The organism is Ketobacter sp. GenoA1, assembly GCF_003671475.1.
Taxonomy (GTDB): Bacteria; Pseudomonadota; Gammaproteobacteria; order Pseudomonadales; family Ketobacteraceae; genus Ketobacter.
The window spans coordinates 1-19,690 of sequence record NZ_RCHM01000024.1 but is presented as its reverse complement, the minus strand read 5'-3'; the positions used below and the strand labels follow the sequence as shown (position 1 = coordinate 19,690).

Annotated in this window: 12 protein-coding genes and 3 pseudogenes; 7 read left to right on the top strand and 8 right to left on the bottom strand. The window is 50.9% G+C overall.

Going from position 1 to position 19,690, the window contains the following annotated elements:
• Window positions 1–79 precede the first annotated feature (79 nt).
• Together D9N13_RS11725 and D9N13_RS11720 are read right to left on the bottom strand one after the other, a co-directional pair.
• Entirely contained in the window at window positions 80–3,175 is a 3,096-nt protein-coding gene (locus D9N13_RS11725) for an Ig-like domain-containing protein (RefSeq protein WP_290589902.1), read from the bottom strand.
• A gap of 47 nt (window positions 3,176–3,222) precedes the next feature.
• Window positions 3,223–4,686: an OmpP1/FadL family transporter gene (locus D9N13_RS11720; protein WP_290589900.1), complete on the bottom strand. Its 1,464-nt coding sequence runs from the start codon at window positions 4,684–4,686 to the stop codon at window positions 3,223–3,225.
• A gap of 244 nt (window positions 4,687–4,930) precedes the next feature.
• Here D9N13_RS11720 and D9N13_RS11715 point away from each other — a divergent pair, with 244 nt between their 5' ends.
• Window positions 4,931–6,727 carry a diguanylate cyclase gene (locus D9N13_RS11715; protein ID WP_290589897.1) on the top strand — a complete coding sequence of 599 codons (1,797 nt, stop codon included), beginning with the start codon at window positions 4,931–4,933 and terminating at the stop codon, window positions 6,725–6,727.
• A gap of 386 nt (window positions 6,728–7,113) precedes the next feature.
• On the opposite strand, the gene D9N13_RS11710 is transcribed toward D9N13_RS11715, so the two are convergent.
• From D9N13_RS11710 to D9N13_RS11700, 4 genes and pseudogenes are all read right to left on the bottom strand, one after another.
• Window positions 7,114–7,545: a phosphate ABC transporter substrate-binding protein gene (locus D9N13_RS11710; protein WP_156873124.1), complete on the bottom strand. Its 432-nt coding sequence runs from the start codon at window positions 7,543–7,545 to the stop codon at window positions 7,114–7,116.
• Between the two features lie 13 nt (window positions 7,546–7,558).
• A complete protein-coding gene (locus D9N13_RS11705; RefSeq protein ID WP_290589892.1) occupies window positions 7,559–8,629 on the bottom strand; it encodes a hypothetical protein in 1,071 nt (356 codons plus the stop codon).
• Between the two features lie 182 nt (window positions 8,630–8,811).
• Window positions 8,812–8,954, bottom strand: a pseudogene (locus D9N13_RS24320) (methyl-accepting chemotaxis protein); the annotation flags it as partial.
• A 491-nt stretch (window positions 8,955–9,445) separates the two neighbouring features.
• Window positions 9,446–10,528 (bottom strand): AraC family transcriptional regulator, encoded by a 1,083-nt coding sequence (locus D9N13_RS11700; protein WP_290589889.1) that lies wholly within the window; start codon window positions 10,526–10,528, stop codon window positions 9,446–9,448.
• A 111-nt stretch (window positions 10,529–10,639) separates the two neighbouring features.
• Here D9N13_RS11700 and D9N13_RS11695 point away from each other — a divergent pair, with 111 nt between their 5' ends.
• The 6 genes and pseudogenes from D9N13_RS11695 (at window position 10,640) to D9N13_RS11670 (ending at window position 16,058) form a co-directional block, all read left to right on the top strand.
• Window positions 10,640–10,960, top strand: a complete 321-nt coding sequence (locus tag D9N13_RS11695; protein ID WP_101892406.1) for a 2Fe-2S iron-sulfur cluster-binding protein — start codon at window positions 10,640–10,642, stop codon at window positions 10,958–10,960.
• Window positions 10,961–10,974: 14 nt separating this feature from the next.
• Window positions 10,975–12,387 (top strand): cytochrome P450, encoded by a 1,413-nt coding sequence (locus D9N13_RS11690; protein ID WP_290589883.1) that lies wholly within the window; start codon window positions 10,975–10,977, stop codon window positions 12,385–12,387.
• A gap of 17 nt (window positions 12,388–12,404) precedes the next feature.
• Window positions 12,405–14,042, top strand: a complete 1,638-nt coding sequence (locus D9N13_RS11685) for a GMC family oxidoreductase (RefSeq protein WP_290589880.1) — start codon at window positions 12,405–12,407, stop codon at window positions 14,040–14,042.
• Window positions 14,043–14,128: 86 nt separating this feature from the next.
• Window positions 14,129–15,358 (top strand): NAD(P)/FAD-dependent oxidoreductase, encoded by a 1,230-nt coding sequence (locus tag D9N13_RS11680; RefSeq protein ID WP_101892408.1) that lies wholly within the window; start codon window positions 14,129–14,131, stop codon window positions 15,356–15,358.
• A 16-nt stretch (window positions 15,359–15,374) separates the two neighbouring features.
• Window positions 15,375–15,869, top strand: a pseudogene (locus D9N13_RS11675) (transposase).
• Between the two features lie 9 nt (window positions 15,870–15,878).
• Window positions 15,879–16,058, top strand: a complete 180-nt coding sequence (locus D9N13_RS11670; RefSeq protein ID WP_101892411.1) for a hypothetical protein — start codon at window positions 15,879–15,881, stop codon at window positions 16,056–16,058.
• A 245-nt stretch (window positions 16,059–16,303) separates the two neighbouring features.
• Here the strand turns inward: D9N13_RS11670 and D9N13_RS11665 are convergent.
• Window positions 16,304–17,014, bottom strand: a pseudogene (locus D9N13_RS11665) (Tn3 family transposase); the annotation flags it as partial.
• A gap of 80 nt (window positions 17,015–17,094) precedes the next feature.
• The gene (locus D9N13_RS11660; RefSeq protein ID WP_290589872.1) at window positions 17,095–19,575 is read right to left on the bottom strand and encodes a Tn3 family transposase; all 2,481 of its coding nucleotides are present in this window, start codon (window positions 19,573–19,575) and stop codon (window positions 17,095–17,097) included.
• Window positions 19,576–19,690: the final 115 nt, after the last annotated feature.

Genomic DNA, 19,690 nt, shown 5'->3' with positions numbered 1-19,690 from the left:
TGCTTGTTTAGACCCTTTAAAGGGTCTATTGAGAGATCAATTGACTTAACTGTTGCTCGTTATAGAAGTAAGTTCCGCATCAGAAGTTTTTGACAGGCAGGAAGGTCAAAGTCATATCAAGAGCAAGCGGGGGAACTTCCAGTTCCACGCTCCCTAAGCCAAGACCAAGTAAGCTTATGCCGGCCGGAATCACGAGAGGGTCAGCGTTGCTCAGGTTGAGGATCAACCGTCCATCATCGACAAAGCGCAGTGGCCCCTCAAGCGTTACATTGGCTACCGATTTGCTGCGAATATCGTGACTAAGCACAATAGGACCCAGCGCAGGTCTCAGCTCGGGGGCATCCACCAGTACGCTGAAGGTGGCATTGAACCAGGGGCCGTTTGGCGTGTCGGAGATAAACCCTGTGATAAAGGGCTCATCCGATTCTTGGGGCAACAGCCTGAGAATCAGTGGCCCTGTATCCAGTCCAATAGTAATGAGTCCTAGGGCCTGAGCCTCCAGAAAAACGCTGGTAGTGGAGACTGTTGTCGGATAGACGTTGGCTCGTATGGCACCCACTGCGATATTATCTGTGGCTGGGTTACTGTCGATTAGACGACGATTCACCTGAACATCGGGATCGTAAGTACGTGGGCCGGCTGCTAGAGCGCCACTGCTAATAAATGCGAAGTGGTTTTCCGGGCAATCCTCCCTGAGAGAACAACCGAGATTGGCATTCGTTATGACGCCGCCATAACGCTTTAACACCAACCCTAGATGATTCGATGGTGCGTCGATGCTGCCGTCCTCGAGGACTACCGCACCTTGTTCTTCTTCGTCAAGCACCATATTGGCATTGACATCCGCCACTGGCAAAACACGCAAACCAACTAACGTAAAGCGATCATCCTCACCGGCAGCGACAAAGTGATTCACCATATCGGGGCCACCCTCGCGAGGGGCAGGAGCAGATGCACTGCTTTGCGAGATTTGTCTGGTTTGAAGCGGTGCACCATCCGGCGAACAAATGGCAGTGACCCCGCAATCGGGATTGTCCACCGATTTTAAGGTGTACCTATAAAGTTCACCGACCTGCCAGGGGGTATCCGGGAAGAACTCCACCCGCTGGGGCAGGATATCCAGCCGACCCGGTATGGGTAGCCAATTGTTGCTTGAATCCCGGCGTTCAACGAAGAAGGTGGTCTCGTTGATCGTTGACGGATCGATGTCGCGGTTGAACAAGACGCGAATGGGGTAGTCTTTGTACAGACCATTTACATGGAGTTTGGGGTCGCTGCTCTTGCCGCCAACACAGCGACCGTTGCGCCATGTGGACCGCTCCCCAGTGAGCTCGGCCTCTGTGAGCGCGCAGGAAAAGCCAGGGAACACGGCCGCGACAGGCGAGCGCAGCCCAGTGCCATCGCCGTTAGGACGATTCAGGTCTGGAAGGCGCATTTCAAGTTCCGTGTCCTGATTTAAAGGATTGCCCTTTGTATCGCGCAGCAGGCTGGACAGTGTGATTTCTACATCCTGGTTGTGTTCGACGATGCCGGAGCCCTCGATAATGATGGTGGCACCGTCCTGGCGCATAGACACCTGATAGGGAAGCAAGGGAATACCGTTAACGCTGACCGTGATGGCGCCATCAAGGAACACCGATGCCGGATCTAGCGGCTTGTTAAAATTTAGGATAACAGGGTCACCAGGACGGGCATTGGGTTGAAAGTTATCCCCGGGTGACCAGGATTGCAGCTCAAGCGGCCGCGCATCGGTCGGCGGTACCGGCGCGTTGCGTTGGTCGGCATAGGCTTCCAGGCGGAAAGACAACAGCCCGCTGGCGCGCTCCAGACCGAGAATTTCAGGTTCCACTACGCTGACGGCATCCATCACCAGGACACCATTTTCTACTATAGCAAGGCCTACTACCTGAATGTCCAGTAAGTTCTGGCTCAGCGCAGCGTTGGCGATACTGCCCGCTGCGGTCATGGCCGCATCCATATTTAGTAAGGCATAGCGCGGAGCGTCCTTTGCGTCGCTGAACGGGTTGGCGATCAGGTAGCCGTTTGCATCACTGAGTAGTGTGATCAACACCTCACCGGTTTCAATGCCTGCATTGACTTCGCCGAGAATGTTGACTGCCACCGGACTACCGCGTAGCACTGAACCTGCAGGTACACGCAAGGGGGCTGCGTCGGCAAAATGCGGAACGAAACCCAGATCCGCCGCTAGATCACCCTCCAGTTTGGTAAAGGATTCGGTACCCAGCACAAAACTTTCTACCGGAACCTTATTGATGCCTTTTCCGGTGAGCTTTGATGCTAGCTCCGGCTGTTGTGCACCAAGCGCGCCTACCTTGAGAATTGCTGTTTCACGCGGCGTTGTAGCAACAGGCGTGAAGGTGCGCTCAAGGTCCGGGAGCGTCTCACCGCTCCGGCTGCGCAGACCGGACAGGATCAAGGTATGTTTCACCGCTTTGAGATCATTCATTGGGTCGAGCACCAGGTAGCGTCCCTGAAGCAAAAGACTACCCCTGACGAGACTGCCCTGAGCGTCGACAAGTTTGACCTGTTCTCCATAGTTGGCGGTAGCCGGATCCAGCAAGCGATTGAACACCATTCTTAGGGTGCTCATGTCGTTTGGCTGTTTGGCATCGTCAATGCTGGCCAACAGCGAATTCTGATCCAGGGGGGCGATGGTTAGCAGTTCGAAGTTTCCGTCGCCAATCGCCGCAGCAAACCCCTGCTGCGCGCCGGCCGTACGAAAACGAAAGTCACGGAAGGGGCTTGTGTCGATGTTGCCGAGGCCCTCTCCGATCAGTTGCAGCCGGTATTCCTTATTTGGCGTGAGTTTATCCACAGGGCGCAGCACCAGGCTGCGCTTGTCATCAACTGCGTCGTGATCGAACGTGGTTGCGTTGTCACCCTCGACAGTAACCAGCTGCAATCGGTTTTCTAAGTCCGCAGCAACGTTTTCATCAAGGGGAGCCGAGAAACGAAGCACAACCTGGGCGCTGGGCGTCACTTCCCGTTGACCCGGATAGGGGTAGGCGAAAATAAGACTTTTGGAAGTAGGGCTTCTAGTAAAGGTAATAGCGCTATTATCGCCTCCACAACCGGACAGCAAGAGTAAGTTGGGCAGCAGTACCCATAGTGCAATAAAACTAGTTATTGTTCGGTGGTTTATTTTTGTTTTCATTCTGTTTTTTCCCTGTTCGCGATTCGTCAAATCTGCCGAAGTTCTGCTCAGAACTTCATTGAAGCAGACAATGAGAAGAGGTGAATATCGCCATCAGCGCGCACCGTCTCGAATGGTGCTGGATCGGAGGGAGAGTTGATTGACGTCAGCTCAAAATCGCGCTCCTCGATCTGCTGGTACTGATAGGCCAGCGACAGCACCAGGGGAGCATTGATGATGGGTGCGTTCTTGAGCCGGTAGTCGCCGCCAATGCCGACCACCGTTTTATCGCTATCAAGAAAGTTTACGTCTTGTGACCGGGATGATTTCAAGGGAGAATCTTCCCATGCCAACCCTCCAAACAACCGGAGCTGGTCAGAAAACTGGAAGCGAGCGCCAACGCGGGGAACGACCACATCATTAAAACGCAAACCTGCCTGCTCTCTGACTGTATCTCCGGCAAATTTACTTTCCAGCTCAGACCAAATTTGCTTTTCGACAGAGGCTACAAGCTCGAACTTTCCAAGAGGCAGCAGGATGCTGCCGCCGAACACCTGTGGCTGATACGAATCGATGGTTGACAGAGCTAGATCAAGTCCCGGCTCGGGGATGACGCCGGGAATAACCACGTTAGCATCCACACTGACCTCGTAGTTGGTTTCATCACGCCAGAACAGCGCCACCTCCAGTCCATTGAGGCCGAACGGCATACAAGATGTACGACGCCAAGGCGAATGACCACAGAAGAGCTCGTTTGTGCGGATGTTAATTCCCAGCGCCGGGGACAGGGTAGGCTTGGCTTCCAGCGAAAGCTGCTCGGAATCCGTATTGCCCGCGAGGTCGGAGACCGCTTCAAGGCGTGCCTTCGCCGCTAGTGTCAAGCGTGCTGAAAGGCCTGCATCAACACCGCGAACGAGATCACGAACAGCACCACCAAAGGCCAGGTAAAGCGGTTGGGACTCGTAACGCAGGAATTGTCCTTGCTCTGCTGTGTTGGCTTGGTACGGTAGAATGTTGGAGATGTATTCATCGACGCCCACGTTAATACCCAAATACATGGAGCGGCTCGTGTCCGATTCAGATGCGCCCGTAATGCGGGTTTTGATGCCTAGCAACACAAGCTCGGAACTGCTGTCCGACAGGACGTCACTCTCTCGCGTCAACGGGTCAGAGCCCCCCAGCGATTTTGCACGCAGCTCCTGGTCGCCGTATTGCACGACCGCACTCAAATCGCCTTCGGGGGAGCGGGCCATCGCTGCGGGGTTGTAGTACACAGCCCAGGGCCCAGACTCGAAAGCGCTGAAAGCTTGCGCGGACCCGGCGTTGATGGGACCAAGGCCATAGGTGGATGCCGCGTCGCCTGCGCCGGCAAGGGCATCGTCTGGCGGTACGGCAACGATTGCTACAGCCAACAATAATTTGAAGATAGTCGGCAAGATACGGTTAATTATGCATGTCATGGAAATATCCTTATTTTTATTATGGTTGTTCAGTTTGTATTCTTTCAGTTGTATATTTACTTGGTTGGACAACCAAATTCAAGAAAAAAGTAAAATCACACAATCGTAGAAGCACGTAAAAAAAGGAATATTGGGCATAGGCTTTCGGATTGTTTCTCGGATCAGAGGACCAAAGTTCCCGTATTTGCAGATGGGGAGAGCAATCACTGCGCCCAGAACACTCATAATTGAGCCCGAGCATACATGTAGGATAGCAACTACTCAGGATGGGCTAAACTGGGTTAATTACGCTTGTTTACTCTAAGGATCCATGTTCATGACATTGAAGATGACGTCAAGATGGCGCCTGCTCCTTTGGTTTCTGGTACCCGTCTTGGTGGTTTGTTCAATCGAAGTTCAGGCACAATTGAAAGGCTATACTGCAGAGCAATTGCGTTATCAGCTCTATTACAAGGTTCTTGACCCAGCTCAAACGCTGTCCGATTCAAGGTGGATGCGTTTGGAGCCCAACGAAAACAGCTTCGGCTTCACTGACAAAATCTATGTATTTAAATTGAATATAGTCAACCTTGGCCAACAGACATTGCCTGTATTGCTCGAGGTGGCCTACCCGCTGCTGGATCACCTGGATATCTACGAGGGTAATCTAGCCCCGTCATCTCAACGCTATTCGCTTGGTGACAAGAAGCCATTTTCCGATCGCGTAATCAAAAACCGAAATTTCGTAATCCCTGCTGACTTAGAACCCAACAAAACAGAGATCTATTTTTTCAGAATCCAGACGACCAGCGCCACGCAGTTTCCCCTAAACATCTGGAATCCGGTTGATTTCCATGAAAGAGAAAAGATGCTTTATGGTTGGTACGGACTCTATTTTGGTACTATGCTGGTCATGGCCATGTACAATCTGTTTATCTACTCCTCTGTTCGTTACAGCGCTTACCTATGGTATGTCGTTTATGTTCTGTCCATGACTCTGTTTCAAGCAGCCATAGAGGGCCTAACATTTCGGTACGTCTGGCCTCAAAGCCTGTGGTGGAACTCTATCTCCACTAGTTTTTTTGTTTGCACCATGATGGCGGGTGTATTTTTGTTTCAAATACATTTTCTGGATTTAAAGAATCAAAGCCCGAACCTTTTTCTTTTGAGCAAGGTGGCCATCGCGGTGTCTGTTATTCTCATAATTTCGACGTTTATCGTTCCCTACCAATATATCATCAAAGTAGGTGCAGTCCTGACAACTTCGAGCTGCATTATCGCGCTCTTTACCGGCTACTGGGTGTGGTACAAAGGTTACCGTCAAGCCCGTTATTTTTGTCTTGCATGGACAGTGCTCGTGATAGTCGGATTCGGCACCGTGATGAACTATGTTGGGCTTTTGCCTAGAAGCGTTTTTACCGAATACTCAACCCAGATCGGTTCATTGATAGAGGTGGTGCTACTCTCATTCGCGCTGGCTGAATACATCAATTACGAAAAAAGCATGCGCTACGAAGCTCAACAGCATGCATTGTCATTACAGAAAATACACAACGAAGAATTGGAGACGAAAGTCGCCCAACGCACAGAAGAGTTGGAGGTGCTAAATCGAAAATTGTCGGACTTAAGCGCCACGGATCAATTGACTGGCCTACGTAATAGACGCTTTCTGAATACCTATCTGAGAGAAGAATTGGAACGCTGCCAGCAATATAAACGCCCGATGACCTTAATGATGCTCGACATTGACCACTTCAAGCAATTCAATGACGCTCACGGTCACCTTGCCGGTGATGCGTGCCTCCAAGCTGTAGCCAAGTGCATCAGCGTTAGTCTACGCTGGCCGGGAGATCTGGTGGCGCGGTTTGGCGGCGAAGAGTTTTGTGTGTTGTGCGAGACCGATTCAGCCGGTGCGGTTAAAGTGGCCGAGAGAATACGAGGCAATGTTGAGCAGCTAGAATTCCGCTGGCAGAATCAAACGATGAAGGTCACCATTAGTCTCGGGGTTGTTGTCAAAACTCCTGATGCTGGTGATTCGATCGAAATTCTCATCAGTTGTGCAGACGATGCCTTATACAAATCCAAGGCTGCGGGCCGCAACCAGGTGACGTTTTACCAGGCCACTTGTGCCTGAATGGATTCAGGTGCGCCTTCTCGCACTTTGAAAAAAACTGGAACTTTTATTTTTGTCAGAGAATTACAATTTAGCATGTTAATTGGTCTGTTGTTTAATATGTTAAGTCCGTTAACACGCTTTCTAAATTGGGTATACCTACAGAACCGGGTCAAATTTCCCATGATGGAGATTCAAGCTTCATAAGTCATTGTGTGGCTGCTGATTAATTTCAAGCTAAAGGCCTCAAAAAGCCGATAAATATCATTATCGGCTTTTTCAAAAAACAACTATTATTCAAATATTACAGTAACTTATAGCTGAAGATGGGAATCTAGGACCGCTTCTGTAGGTATACCTTAAATTCATATTCCAAAGGTGAGCTATAAAAGTTTGAATGGAAATTTCTATTCAAGCTTTCGGATAACTTTTACCGTATCATCAATTTCTGATGCATCAATATACCCAATGAATACTGGATTCTCCGATACCAGCTTCTTTACGTCAGCGCTCCCGTTGACAGTTTTGGGTGGTTGACCTTTACCCGTAAAAATCCGCTGAGACCAATATGCTCTCAACTGTCCTTCATTCTTTTCAAGAATTTTCTCATTAAATTTATCCCGGGCTGACGTACCCGGTTGCTGTTCAATAGGTACAGCCGAGCTACCGTCCGGAAATTTCGTTTTCTTCCCTAAGAATATGGCACCAAGCCACTTATCATTGAGCTCTGATACAGAATTACTTGGGTTTACAATCACGACTACATCGGCAAAGGAATGGGAAGAAAGAAATGATATAATACAAGCTACTAAAGTAGCCGTTATATTGAATCTAATCATATTAATCCCCTCTCTAAAATACTAAGTCAATTGCTGCGGCGACTACTTCAATTTTGGTTTCTTGCGGAGGAAGGCACATCCCGCTCATAGGATCACATGGAGTTGCTTCAGTTGTAGATTCTGAGTACTCCAATTTAAACGCTGTACCGGGCAAATAGTCCCAGCGTATCCCTATTGTGTGAGTTTCTACTTCTGCGAGAAAGAAAGCGGCTCTATCTTGCTCAGAATAGGTATAATGGGGTGTAAAATTGCCTATAGTGTATCCCACCGATGCATACCCAAATTTATCCTCTAAGCCGGTGTCATCATCTTCAAGATTTCCGTATTCACTTCTAAACTTGAAATTTTCATAGTCTGCGATCACGGCATATGCCGAATAAATTAATTTAGTATCTACGCCCAATCCTTCAATTGCTGAATCCATCGTGTTATACACAGCACGTAACTTTATCCAATCGTAAGCTAGCATAAAGTTAATACCTATCATGTCAGTCAGCTCACCGGGTGATCCCAGGAACTCGATTTGCTCCTCCCCCGTCCAAATCTGTGTGGATAATTCAAAGTCACCTAGATAGCGAAAATCATTCAGAGAAACGCCCGTCGTCGTTGAATATGGTGCAACGTACATGTCTGTCGGTGCTCTTAACCAATAGTAGGCATAGGATGTATCTAAAAAGTCGGAATAATAAAACAGTGGTGCGCGGAATCGTCCAAAGTTGATCTTTGTATTGTCAGTTACAGCAAGCGTAGCATATGCCCATTCAAAGGAAGTATCGAAGCTTTTCTCATTTGACCCTTTTGCTACCGCTTGTACCGTTGCTGAAACCGATTCGTTTACTTGGGCGAAAGCCTGTATGGCCATTGTACTTTCCGGCAGGAAGCGCAATGTATTATCGTATGCACCGCCGGTGGCGTTATCAACAACATACTCTGCATCATCGCTTCCCAATGTTTGTCCGGCAGCAACCGACGCAAAACCACTCCATGTAATATCAGCAGCATAGGATAGTCCCGGTGTCATGAAGCAACTAGCCAACATTAACCTGCTGGTTACTTGCGCAATAGTAAATTTCGTTCTAGGCATATATATATCTCCATTTGTTTGCTAAAAATTAGCTTACTCTTACTACCACACAGACAATGTCTCTTAGACTGCTAGTGCTGCAACGCCAGATTGAGCCCTATCAGTCCCTTATGCCATTACATCTACTGCATCTTTCAAAGCTGTAATCAGGTTGTTAATTGTGTCGTGGATTTCCTACGTATAGTCTTGTTTTTTGATGCAAAAGAACGAACCTCGTATGCCACGACGGCAAACCCATGGCCTTGCTCTCCTGTCCTAGCTGTCTCATTTGGCAGTATGTATGTAGCGCTAGTAGGTTAGTCTGGTTAGCGTTCCCTTTGATTACTTCGATCACTATTTAGATTGAGCGACATTGAATGACCAATTAAGTAAGAAATAAGAAGAATGCGTGTGAAAGTAGAGATACCAATTGTCATACCGTAAATAGCCACTTGCTCGCTTCTGGACTCTGCTTCGACAATGAACTTGCCAAAATTACGTTGACTGGTGTCGCGAAACTTTAGTAGATTCATTGATGCGTTTAGTTTACTTGTCATCAGTTTGGAACCGGATGCTAACGCAGTGAAGTCAATGGAAAACAAATAATGAAGCCAGCAGTGGCTACATTGGTAATTAAATAGATTCTAGTTTGAATCGATAAGCGTCTGAACCAATTCACTTTTCCACACCTTCATGCTTCTATTGTTTAGAGTGTAGACCAATTTTTGGTTGGTTGTAGGAACAATATGAGTGAATGCGCTAGGCAACATATATTGCGTTATGCTGGGAGGGATTGGTGATAGCAAGAACTCGTAGGCCATCCCATGTGCTCTACCATCAGTGTCTTGACCGTGGTGCGGTGTCCGAGGAATTGCCGTGTTGCCTGTACTGAGTGGGCGACAGACCAAACCAGCGCTTGAAGGCGCGCCTAAAACTCGCGTTGTCGTGATAATTCAAGAGAGAAGCGATAGATTCGACGGATAATTGACTTCCACTCAAATAGTCCGCTGCTTGCCGTGACAGAATCTCGTCGCGAATTTGTCGAAAACTGCTGTCTTCTTGTTTTAGTTTGCGCGCCAGGGTGCGTTTGCTCATAAATAGGGCCGCCGCCGCCTCTTCTTCACTAAGCGTTCCAGGTGGTCGGGACAACATCATCTTCTTGAGCCGGGTCTGGTAGCTTGGCTCCTGGGTCTGAAGTTCCGCAAGCATCGACTCACACTGCCGCAATGCTAGGCGATAGTTTTCGTTGTTGGCGGAGGCGTTGGGTTCCCTGCACAGAACCATCGGTAATCTAAGCATAAGTTGATCGCAACCAAAGCGAACCCGCCCGGACATACATTCGGAATAGGTCGCATGGTACTGAGGGGGCGGGTAGGAAAAGCCGATTTCAGCCTCGTACAGGGGGCGGCCTACAATGAATTCGCCAAACGCTAGCAGCGTCATAATGATAGTCTCTGCCACGCAGCGTTGGAGGTCGTCGTCCAGCTGCATCAGGAAAGCCAGTCTGCATTCCAAGTGATCTTCAATCTGCTGCAAATGCAGCTGAATAACGCTGACGCGCGTAGGCAAGAAGGTGTGTATCGCCTGGAGCGCACTGAGCAAGTCCGGGCTGCTGGAGGCGGCGAAGCCCATCGCACCGTGAGTAGCTGGCGTCAGGCGCTTGCCCACCCGTAAACCAAATTCGGGCTGGCCGGACAGCGCCAACGCGTTGCGCAAAATCTGTATCTGCTGGGCTGGCGTGAGCAGGTTGTCCTCACTCAGAAACTGCTGGATGGGGAGACCGGTGCCATGCAGTAATGTGGGCAATTGACTTAAGGTGAGATCTAGCTCGCGGGCTATAAGTCGTGAATAGTTTGATGGAATACCAGTTTCCACAGTTTCTAAACCATCCTGTTGAGTCCACGTAATATGTGCTTCCAAGGAACTTGCTTAAGTGTCTTTAAATGTCCCCCTCATGTCAATAAATGTCCTCGTTGACGTAACGGTAAAATGTCAGTCTAAAGCCTAGACATTAACGGAAGGATAGAATTAATGGGTGAAATTATCTTTATTGAACATGATAACACCAAACATGTCGTGGAATTGGAGCCAGAATCTACGTTGATGCAAATCGCAGTCAGTAATGCAGTGCCGGGTATTGATGGAGATTGCGGCGGAGAGTGCGCGTGTGGAACTTGCCACATGATCGTTGCGGAGGAGTGGTTTAACAAGACCGGTGCGATCACCGATGCCGAAGAACAAATGCTGTCAATGACTCCAGAGCGGACGAAAACCTCACGCCTGGGTTGCCAGGTCAAGGCCAAAGATGCGATGGACGGTATGACCGTTCACTTGCCAGAATTTCAGATGTAACCCCGGAGCAGACTATGTCAGCAGAAATAAGGCCAATTGATACCATTCAGAAAAAAGTGATCAACACCACATCCAGAGTGGTGCCTATGTACTCGCAGATCAGGGCACTAAAACTGCTAATGAAGGCCAAGAAGAAGATCATCGGTACAAAGCGACCCCAGATCAAATTCATCGATAGGCCTTTGCCCGATGTCAACTCCCTGGCACTCGATAGCATTGACACCAGCAACCCTTTTCTCTACCGGCAAGGCCAGTGGGGTGCCTACTTCAAGCGGCTCCGTGACGAGGCGCCGGTTCACTACCAGAAGAACAGCCCCTTCGGGCCGTTTTGGTCGGTGACGCGCTATGAAGACATTCTGTTCGTGGATAAGAGTCATGAGCTTTTTTCCTCCGAGCCGCAAATTATCCTGGGTGATCCCCCGGAGGGGCTGTCGGTAGAAATGTTCATCGCCATGGATCCGCCCAAGCATGACGTGCAGCGTCGGGCGGTTCAGGGTGTTGTGGCGCCAAAGAACCTGAAGGAAATGGAAGAGCTAATCCGCAGTCGCACCAGAGAGGTGCTCGATAACCTGCCCTTGGATAAACCCTTCAACTGGGTGCCGACAGTATCAAAGGAACTCACGGGACGTATGCTGGCTACATTGCTGGATTTTCCATACGACGAACGCCACAAATTAGTTGACTGGTCGGATCGAATGTCAGGTGTATCATCGGCAACTGGTGGCGAGTTTACCAGTGAAGATGTTTTTTTTGACGATGCTGCAGATATGGCTCGAGCTTTCTCCGAACTTTGGCGCGACAAGGAAGCACGCCGCAAGGCAGGCGAAGCACCTGGTTTCGACTTGATTAGCATGCTGCAGAGCAACGAAGACACCAAGGATTTGATCAATCGTCCGTTGGAGTTTATTGGGAATCTGGCGCTGCTTATTGTGGGCGGCAATGACACCACGCGTAACTCCATGAGCGGCGGGGTGTTGGCTTTGAACCAGTTCCCCGAGGAATTCGCCAAATTGAAAGCAAATCCGGATCTGATTTCGAACATGGTTTCTGAAATCATCCGTTGGCAAACCCCGCTGGCGTATATGCGCCGGGTCGCCACGCAGGACGTGGAGCTGTGCGGCCAGACCATCAAGAGGGGTGATCGTGTGTTGATGTGGTACGCCTCGGGCAATCGGGACGAGCGAAAATTTGAAGCTCCCGATAAGTTTATTATTGATCGTAAGGACGCCCGAAATCATATGGCATTTGGCTACGGCGTCCACCGTTGTATGGGCAACCGTCTGGCCGAACTACAATTGCGCATTTTATGGGAGGAGCTGCTGAAACGATTCGACAATATTGAAGTTGTTGGCGAGCCGGAACGTGTGCAGTCCAACTTCGTGCGGGGCTATTCCAAGTTGATGGTCAAACTGACCCCTAAACGTTGAGACAGGGTGTAACCAGTATGTCGTCCGAACAATTCGACTATGTTGTGGTCGGTGCGGGTTCGGCCGGTTGCGCTGTTGCCAATGGGCTCTCCGAGAGCGGCCGCCATTCGGTTCTGCTGCTCGAAGCTGGTCCAGAGAGTCGGCGCAATCCGTTCGTAAACACGCCGCTAGGCTTCCTGCAGCTTATGTTCAGCCGCCGCTTCAATTGGCAGTTCAATACCGAACCCCAGCGGCATATGTATGACAGAGCACTGTTTCAGCCCCGTGGCAAGATGGTTGGTGGCTCTAGTGGCATGAACGCGCAGGTCTATATCCGCGGGCATGCCTCGGATTATGATGAGTGGGCCCGCCTTGGTTGCAACGGCTGGTCGTACTCTGAGGTGTTGCCTTACTTCCGCAGGTCTGAACATTTCGAGCCGAAGCTGGCGTCGGCTGACGTAGCATTTCACGGTCAGGGCGGACCGCTCAATGTAGCGGAGCGTCGCTATACCAATCCACTAAGCGTGGTGTTTTTAGACGCAGCGATACAGGCGGGCTACCAGCGCAATGCGGATTTCAACGGCAGTGAACAGGAGGGCGTGGGGTTTTACTACGCCTATCAGAAGAACGGTGTGCGCTGCAGCAATGCACGGGCGTATCTTGAACCCGCAGCGGGCCGTTCCAATCTGACGGTTCGCAGTGATGCGCAAGTTACCCGTGTATTGTTAGAAGGCACCCTCGCTACCGGTGTTGAGTACCGCAGCGCAAAGGGGCTGGTGCAGGTCTGTGCCCGACGCGAGGTTGTACTCTGCGGTGGCGCGTTCAACTCGCCACAATTGCTGATGCTGTCCGGTATTGGCCCACTTGAGGAACTGGCACAGCACGGAATCAAGCTGCGCCATGCGCTGGAAGGCGTGGGACAAAATCTTCAGGACCATATTGACGTGTTTGTGCGCGTTAAAGCGCGCAGTCGGCAGAGCATCTCGATGCATCCGAGCTACTGGCTCACCGGGCTGCGGGCCCTGCTGCAATACATGAGCAGGCGGTGTGGTGTGCTGTCGAGCAATGGTGCCGAGGCTGGCGGATTCATCCGTTCCCGAGCCGAGGAGCCGTTGGCTGACCTGCAGTTGCATTTCGCGCCAATGCTGTACGCTGATCACGGGCGGGATCTGAAGACTGCGATGAGCGGTTATGGTTACGCGGTGATGATCTACGGGCTAAGGCCACTGTCGCGCGGTCGCGTCGGTTTGCACAGCGCCGATCCGTTCGCGGCACCGTTGATCGATCCCAATTATATGGCCGAGTCCGCCGATGTCGAGCAGCTCGTTCGTGGGGTGCATCTGGTGCGTAAGATTTTGGCGCAGCCGCCCTTTGCACCGCACCATGAGGTCGAGGTGTCGCCGGGGCCTGCTTTGCAGAATGACGACGACTTGGCCGACTGGGTGCGTCGCAGCGGCGAGTCGGCGTATCACCCAGTCGGCACCTGCAAGATGGGCGTCGATCCGATGGCGGTGGTCGATCCGCGTCTACGTGTGCATGGCCTGCAATGCCTGCGGGTGGTCGATGCCTCCATCATGCCAACGCTGGTGGGTGGCAATACCAATCAGCCGACGACCATGATCGGCGAGAAGGGCGCCGCGATGATACTTGAGGATGCCGGGGAAGCGGTCATCTGAGCGCCCTGTGTGGGTGTCACAGGGCACAGTTGGAGTCTTAACTTCTGATCAATCTGATCCTAAAACACAATTGAAAGAGACAGGCTATGGCAATCAAACGGAAAGAGACGACAGTCATTGTGGGCGGTGGACATGCTGCAGGTGCCCTTATGACAGCCTTGCTGCAAAAAAAATATCAACATGATGTGATTCTGGTGGGTGAAGAGCCCCATCCGCCGTATCAGCGTCCGCCCCTGTCCAAGAATTACCTTGCAGGAGAGGTTGATCAGGCGTCGCTGTACCTGAAGCCGCGCTCGATGTATGAGAACGGCGGCTATCAATTACGGCTGGGCGTACGTGCCGAACAAATTGATCGGGACAACAAGATCATCGGATTGTCGGACCAGAGCACGTTGAAATACGATCGATTGGTTTTGGCCACGGGGTCACACGTGCGACGCTTGAAGGTGCCCGGGTCAGACTTGCAGTGCATCCATTATCTGCACGACATCGCTGACACAGATGCCCTGCGTGACCAATTAATCCCCGGGAAGCGTTTAGTCATCGTTGGCGGCGGCTATATTGGCCTTGAAGTGGCAGCCAGCGCCATCAAGAAAAGGGTGGGAGTCACAGTTCTGGAAGCCGCCGATCGTCTTATGCAGCGCGTAACTGGCCCAGAAATGTCTGCTTTCTTTTACGCCAAGCACAATGCGGCTGGCGTGGATGTACGTCTGAACGCGGCCGTAACCGGTTTCGAAGCAGGTGATCAGGGGCGCGTGGCTGGCGTGACGTTGGCGGATGGAGGTAAAGTGCAGGCCGACATTGTGCTTGTCTCGATTGGCGTTATACCGGAAACCGCGCTGGCCGAGGCTTCTGGGCTACCCTGTGATGATGGTATTGTCGTCGACGAGTTTACCCGTACTAGTGATCCTGAGATCCTGGCGATTGGCGACTGTACCCGCCACCGGAATCTTTTCTTTGAGAAAATGCAGCGGCTTGAATCAGTCGCCAACGCGGTCGATCAGGCCCGTATTGCAGCCGCCACCCTAATGGGCGAGGAGAAGCCCTACAACAGCGCCCCGTGGTTCTGGTCGAACCAGTATGACCTTCGATTACAGATGGTTGGGTTGTCGCAAAATCATGACCAGCGTGTTGTACGCGGCTGTTTCGAGAAAGAGGAATTTGCGGTGTTCTATCTACGAGAGGGCCAAGTCATCGCTGTTGACGCGGTGAATATGCCGGTGGCTTTCATGGTTGGCAAGCAGCTGGTTCAGCATCGTAAGAGCGTCAGTGCAGAAGCATTGAGTGATCCGCATAGTGAACTAAGGAACCTCTGAACAACCCCACAGATTACTGCTGGTCAAGGCGTTGCGGCGGCACTGGCCGAAGGTGGAGATCATCTTTCGGGGCGACAGCGGCTTTTGCCGCTGGAGAATCCTGCGCTGGTGTGAGCGACACGACGTGCGCTATATCGTCGGGCTGGCCAAGAATGGTCGGGGAAAGGCGCAAGTGGCGCCGTGGATCGATCGGGCCGATTCCCTGCATAAACAGACTGGCAAGAAGCAGCGTCTGTTTGCCTCTATTCACTACGGCGCGCTCAGCTGAGACAAGCCGCGACGGGTCATCGTCAAGGCCGAGCACAATCGCCTGGGTGCCAACCCCCGCTTCGTGGTGACCAACCTGGCGCAGACGGATCTGTACCTATACGACAAGCTCTACTGTGCGCGGGGCGACATGGAGAACCGGATCAAGGATCAGCAGCTGGATCTGTTTGCCGGGCGCACGTCCAGCCGTCGCTGGTGGACCGTTCCGGCAGTTGCTCTCGGGGCTGGCTTACACGCTGTTTGAAGGGTTGCGATGCCGCGCCTTGCGGCACACCCGCCTGGCGAGCGCCACTCCCAATACGCTGCGCTGACACTGCTAAAAATCGACACGGTCATCGTCTGTAACAAACGCCGAATCCGCATCCTGCTGAGCAGTGCCTGTCCGCATCAGGATCTGTTCCGCAGCGTGGCCCTGCATCTGAACACCTCATAGCCCACAAGGAGTGCTGCCCCGGCACGTTGATAAACAGTGGGGGTTGGGGAAGCTGTGTCCGGAGAACACAAAAAGACCGAAAAAACAGGCAAAATCCAATCAATCAAACGCGCCTTATAAAAACCGCCAAAAGAAAAGTGGAAATCACGCTAAAGCAACACCTTGGGGTCCTGGGGATTTTCCGTCTTAAAAAGACATAATACTACACAGCCCCCGTGGTTCCTGGTCTCCAGAGGGGTATTAACTTAGACATTTCCTCCAGTTTCGGTAATCGGCCGCATTATTTCCTCGATATCGATCAGGTTTTGTTCAAAGTCGAAGCTATAAGTCCCATTCAGATTAATGTTGTGCCAAGCCACCGGCGACACCTGCTTTGTAATCCCCAGCTTTTCTTCATCGCCAATGCCCTCGAAGTGCCTCAGTAAACGGGTCAGTATCATTGAGTTGAAGTAAATAATGGCGTTGGTGAGCAACCTCGCGCATTCATTCCACAAGCTGATTTCATAATCTGACGAACCTCGGAATCGGTTACCATTAACCGATGCGATAGCACGGCGTAATTGGTGGTAGGCCTCGCCTCGATTCAGTGCTCGCTGTACATATCCCCGGAGACTAGCATCGTCGATATAGTCCAGTAAGTACATGGCCTTGATCATACGGTTGTACTCAGTCAGGGCCTGTAATAACGGGTGGCTTTTGCTGTAACCAGATAACTAGCGAACCAGAATCGCTTGTGTGGTACTTTTCTCCTGAAGCGAGATGGCAATACGCTGGATGGTATCCCAGTGCTCAATGATGAGGTCTGTTTTAATCGGCTTTTTTAAACTCAGTGTTACGCCCTGGTCTTTGTTTTCACTGACTTTGAACATCTCTTCAATGACCTTGCCGAACTGGGCATATCTGGGGGCAAAGGTGTAGCCAAACAGATCCAACAAGGCAAAATTTACATGATGGACCAGCGGGCGCATTTGAACGAAAACCTACGGTTTTGATTTCCACGGCCACCTCGTAACCGTAGGTTTGCGCCCAACTACAACTACTCCTTCCCCTCATCCTCGATAAAGTAAGTCCCGTTGGGCAACACGTGTTTATACGGCAACAAGGAGATATGGGATAAGGTCTCATCATCAATCGCTTCTCCCTGCTGCCTGAGTTGCTCAACAATGTCGTTTATTTTGATGGTGTTCCAATACAAAATGGCGTTGGATACAAAACTGAGGCTGCTGGCCTTGTTCATGATTTCTTCGTAGTCACCGGTAGTGAATTCGCCTTGGTCAGCAAAGAAGATCCAGCGTGGCAGCTTATGCCGGTATTCGCCTTTATTCAGTTGCCGCTGGACGGTACGGCGCAGCTCCGGATCGGTGAGGTATCGCAAGATATATTCGGTTTTGATGATACGCCCAAGATGGGTGAACGCTTTGGTCAGGCGATCCGAGGGCGAGCCATTGGTTAACCGTTGCACGATGACATGTGCCGGAGCAGTTTTCTGCTTAAGCGAAATGGCCACCCGCATCATGTATTCCCACTGTTCCTCGATGATCGCCAAATCGGCCGTTCTGGTGAGTAACTGGTTGAGGTCACCATAATCAGCGGTCTTATCAACCCGATACAACTGTTGGTCCTTCAGATCCCGTATTCTGGGCATGAAGTAGAACCCGAGCAGATAGCACAGGGCAAAGACGATTTCAGTGTAGCCATGCGTATCGGTGGTATGCTCCCGGATTTTAAGAATGGTATTGTTTTCCAGCAGCCCGTCGAGCACGTACAAGGCTTCCCGTGGGCTACAGGAAATCACCTTGGTACTGAATACCGAATACTGATCGGATACATGCGTGTAGATGCCGATGGCCTTCTCATAGTAACCGTAATAGCGCGGATAGTAAGAGGCTAACAGGCTGTCAGCGCGAATTTTAAAACGTTGGGCGTCGGATGAAGATAAGGTACCGGTGCCATGCATGGCGCTCAATGGCAGTAGATGGTGTTGATTGACGATTTCAGCGCTGGCGTTAATCAAGGTTTCTTCCCGGATATAGTATTGCAGGATATGCCGTAACATATCCACGGTAACCCCTTTGACGCTGGCACTCATGGAAACCACGCCTAAATTGGTGGCTTGCGAGATAATGGCGGCAATCAGACTCTTATAAAACGCTTTCGGGCGCGATTGATGGTGTTGGATAGGCACAAAATGGCGACTGTAATGGGTCATTTGATCCACTTCCATCAACAGCTGCTCGATGCGGATGGTTGGCATATGGGCGTCGATGACTTTTTGTAGCTGAGAGACTTTATCCGGTACATCCAGCTTGTCGTCGCGCTTCAATTTTAATCGGCCATTATGTATTTCGGCAAAGTTATCCAGACCAAAACGCTTTTGGGCTTCGGATACGGCTTCGTGGAACTGAGAAGAGATGGCCGAGCGGATTTGGTGCGGGAATGGTTGTTGGAGTTCGGTATAGACCGTGTGTCGGGTTTCATCCCAGTTCGGTTCGTTGAGTGTGAGATCCCAGAAGGACACGTGCTGCTTGCTCTGCGGCAAATACAGGTCTCCGGAACGCAAAGCGTCTTTCATCGCCAATGCCAACCCCATTTCCCACACATTGCGATTGATATTCCCGGATGAATCCTTCAAGCTGCGCCGTAATTCGCGTGGAATAAACGCAATCGGTGCATTCTCGGGCAGCCTCTTTATTTCGCCGGCGTCCAACTGACGAACCAGTCGAATGGCCCGCAATAAGGCGCCCGATCCTTTCGCAACGTCAAAAGGCAACCGGATAAAATCAGCAAAATACTTACGCAAGCTGGGATAACGGGTCAGCAATAAATCGCAGTACCCACGTTCTTCCAGTCGTTTAAAGATATACAAATCGTCAATGGATGCACGCAACTGCTTTTCGTCGATGCGTTGCCATAAATCTTGCTTATAGAGCGGTTGTTCATCCGGCCATTCCAACAGTACATGAGTCGTATCGAGTACCGCGTCGATCGCTTTCTTTTGCCGTTTACGAAATTCTTTGTGCTTTTTGTCGTGGCTGTTTTTGGTCTGCCGGCACAGTTCCGTCATGTACTGATCGTGCATTTTGACCAAGTGATCCAGCAACAGTTTGCGCGACTCCAATAGAAAACACACCATCAAGGCATAGCGTTTATGATCCTTGAACCGCTTCATATCGTGGGCGCTGTAGCGTTTGGTCAAACGGTACAAATAGTGAAGAAAAGCATTATCAATGATCTTTTCTTCGAACGCGTTAATCCCGGTGGCCACTAGATTTTCGTAACGTTCCAAATAGCGTTTCAGCGATGAGATTTTGGCGCCCGGCGGATATTCCTTCAATTGGTTGAAATAGGTCCGTTGATTGCCGCCGGCGGTTTGCAACAGATCATCGATCGCGGCGCGCAGTTCCGGCGACATCTGTTCGAAGACCTGCTCATAGAGCTGGGCATGGACCTGATTACAAACACGAATAATCTGCCGCTCTATCGTGGTGGGGCCAGGCAGTACAATGAGGGTCGGCAACGATTACTTCATTAAACAGCCAGATGGTCGTTTATTGGTCAGAATCAGATCCTGCGGTTTCAGTCCTCTTGAGTCCTTGCAAGTGTAGGTTTTCGTACAAAAGCGCTAACCTGCC

Bases quoted from the DNA above. Each gene is read 5' to 3' on its own strand.
- D9N13_RS11725 (WP_290589902.1), bottom strand. From the start codon at position 3,175: ATGAAAACAAAAATAAACCACCGAACAATAACTAGTTTTATTGCACTA.
- D9N13_RS11715 (WP_290589897.1), top strand. From the start codon at position 4,931: ATGACATTGAAGATGACGTCAAGATGGCGCCTGCTCCTTTGGTTTCTG.
- D9N13_RS11710 (WP_156873124.1), bottom strand. From the start codon at position 7,545: ATGATTAGATTCAATATAACGGCTACTTTAGTAGCTTGTATTATATCA.
- D9N13_RS11705 (WP_290589892.1), bottom strand. From the start codon at position 8,629: ATGCCTAGAACGAAATTTACTATTGCGCAAGTAACCAGCAGGTTAATG.
- D9N13_RS11695 (WP_101892406.1), top strand. From the start codon at position 10,640: ATGGGTGAAATTATCTTTATTGAACATGATAACACCAAACATGTCGTG.
- D9N13_RS11690 (WP_290589883.1), top strand. From the start codon at position 10,975: ATGTCAGCAGAAATAAGGCCAATTGATACCATTCAGAAAAAAGTGATC.
- D9N13_RS11685 (WP_290589880.1), top strand. From the start codon at position 12,405: ATGTCGTCCGAACAATTCGACTATGTTGTGGTCGGTGCGGGTTCGGCC.
- D9N13_RS11680 (WP_101892408.1), top strand. From the start codon at position 14,129: ATGGCAATCAAACGGAAAGAGACGACAGTCATTGTGGGCGGTGGACAT.
- D9N13_RS11670 (WP_101892411.1), top strand. From the start codon at position 15,879: ATGCCGCGCCTTGCGGCACACCCGCCTGGCGAGCGCCACTCCCAATAC.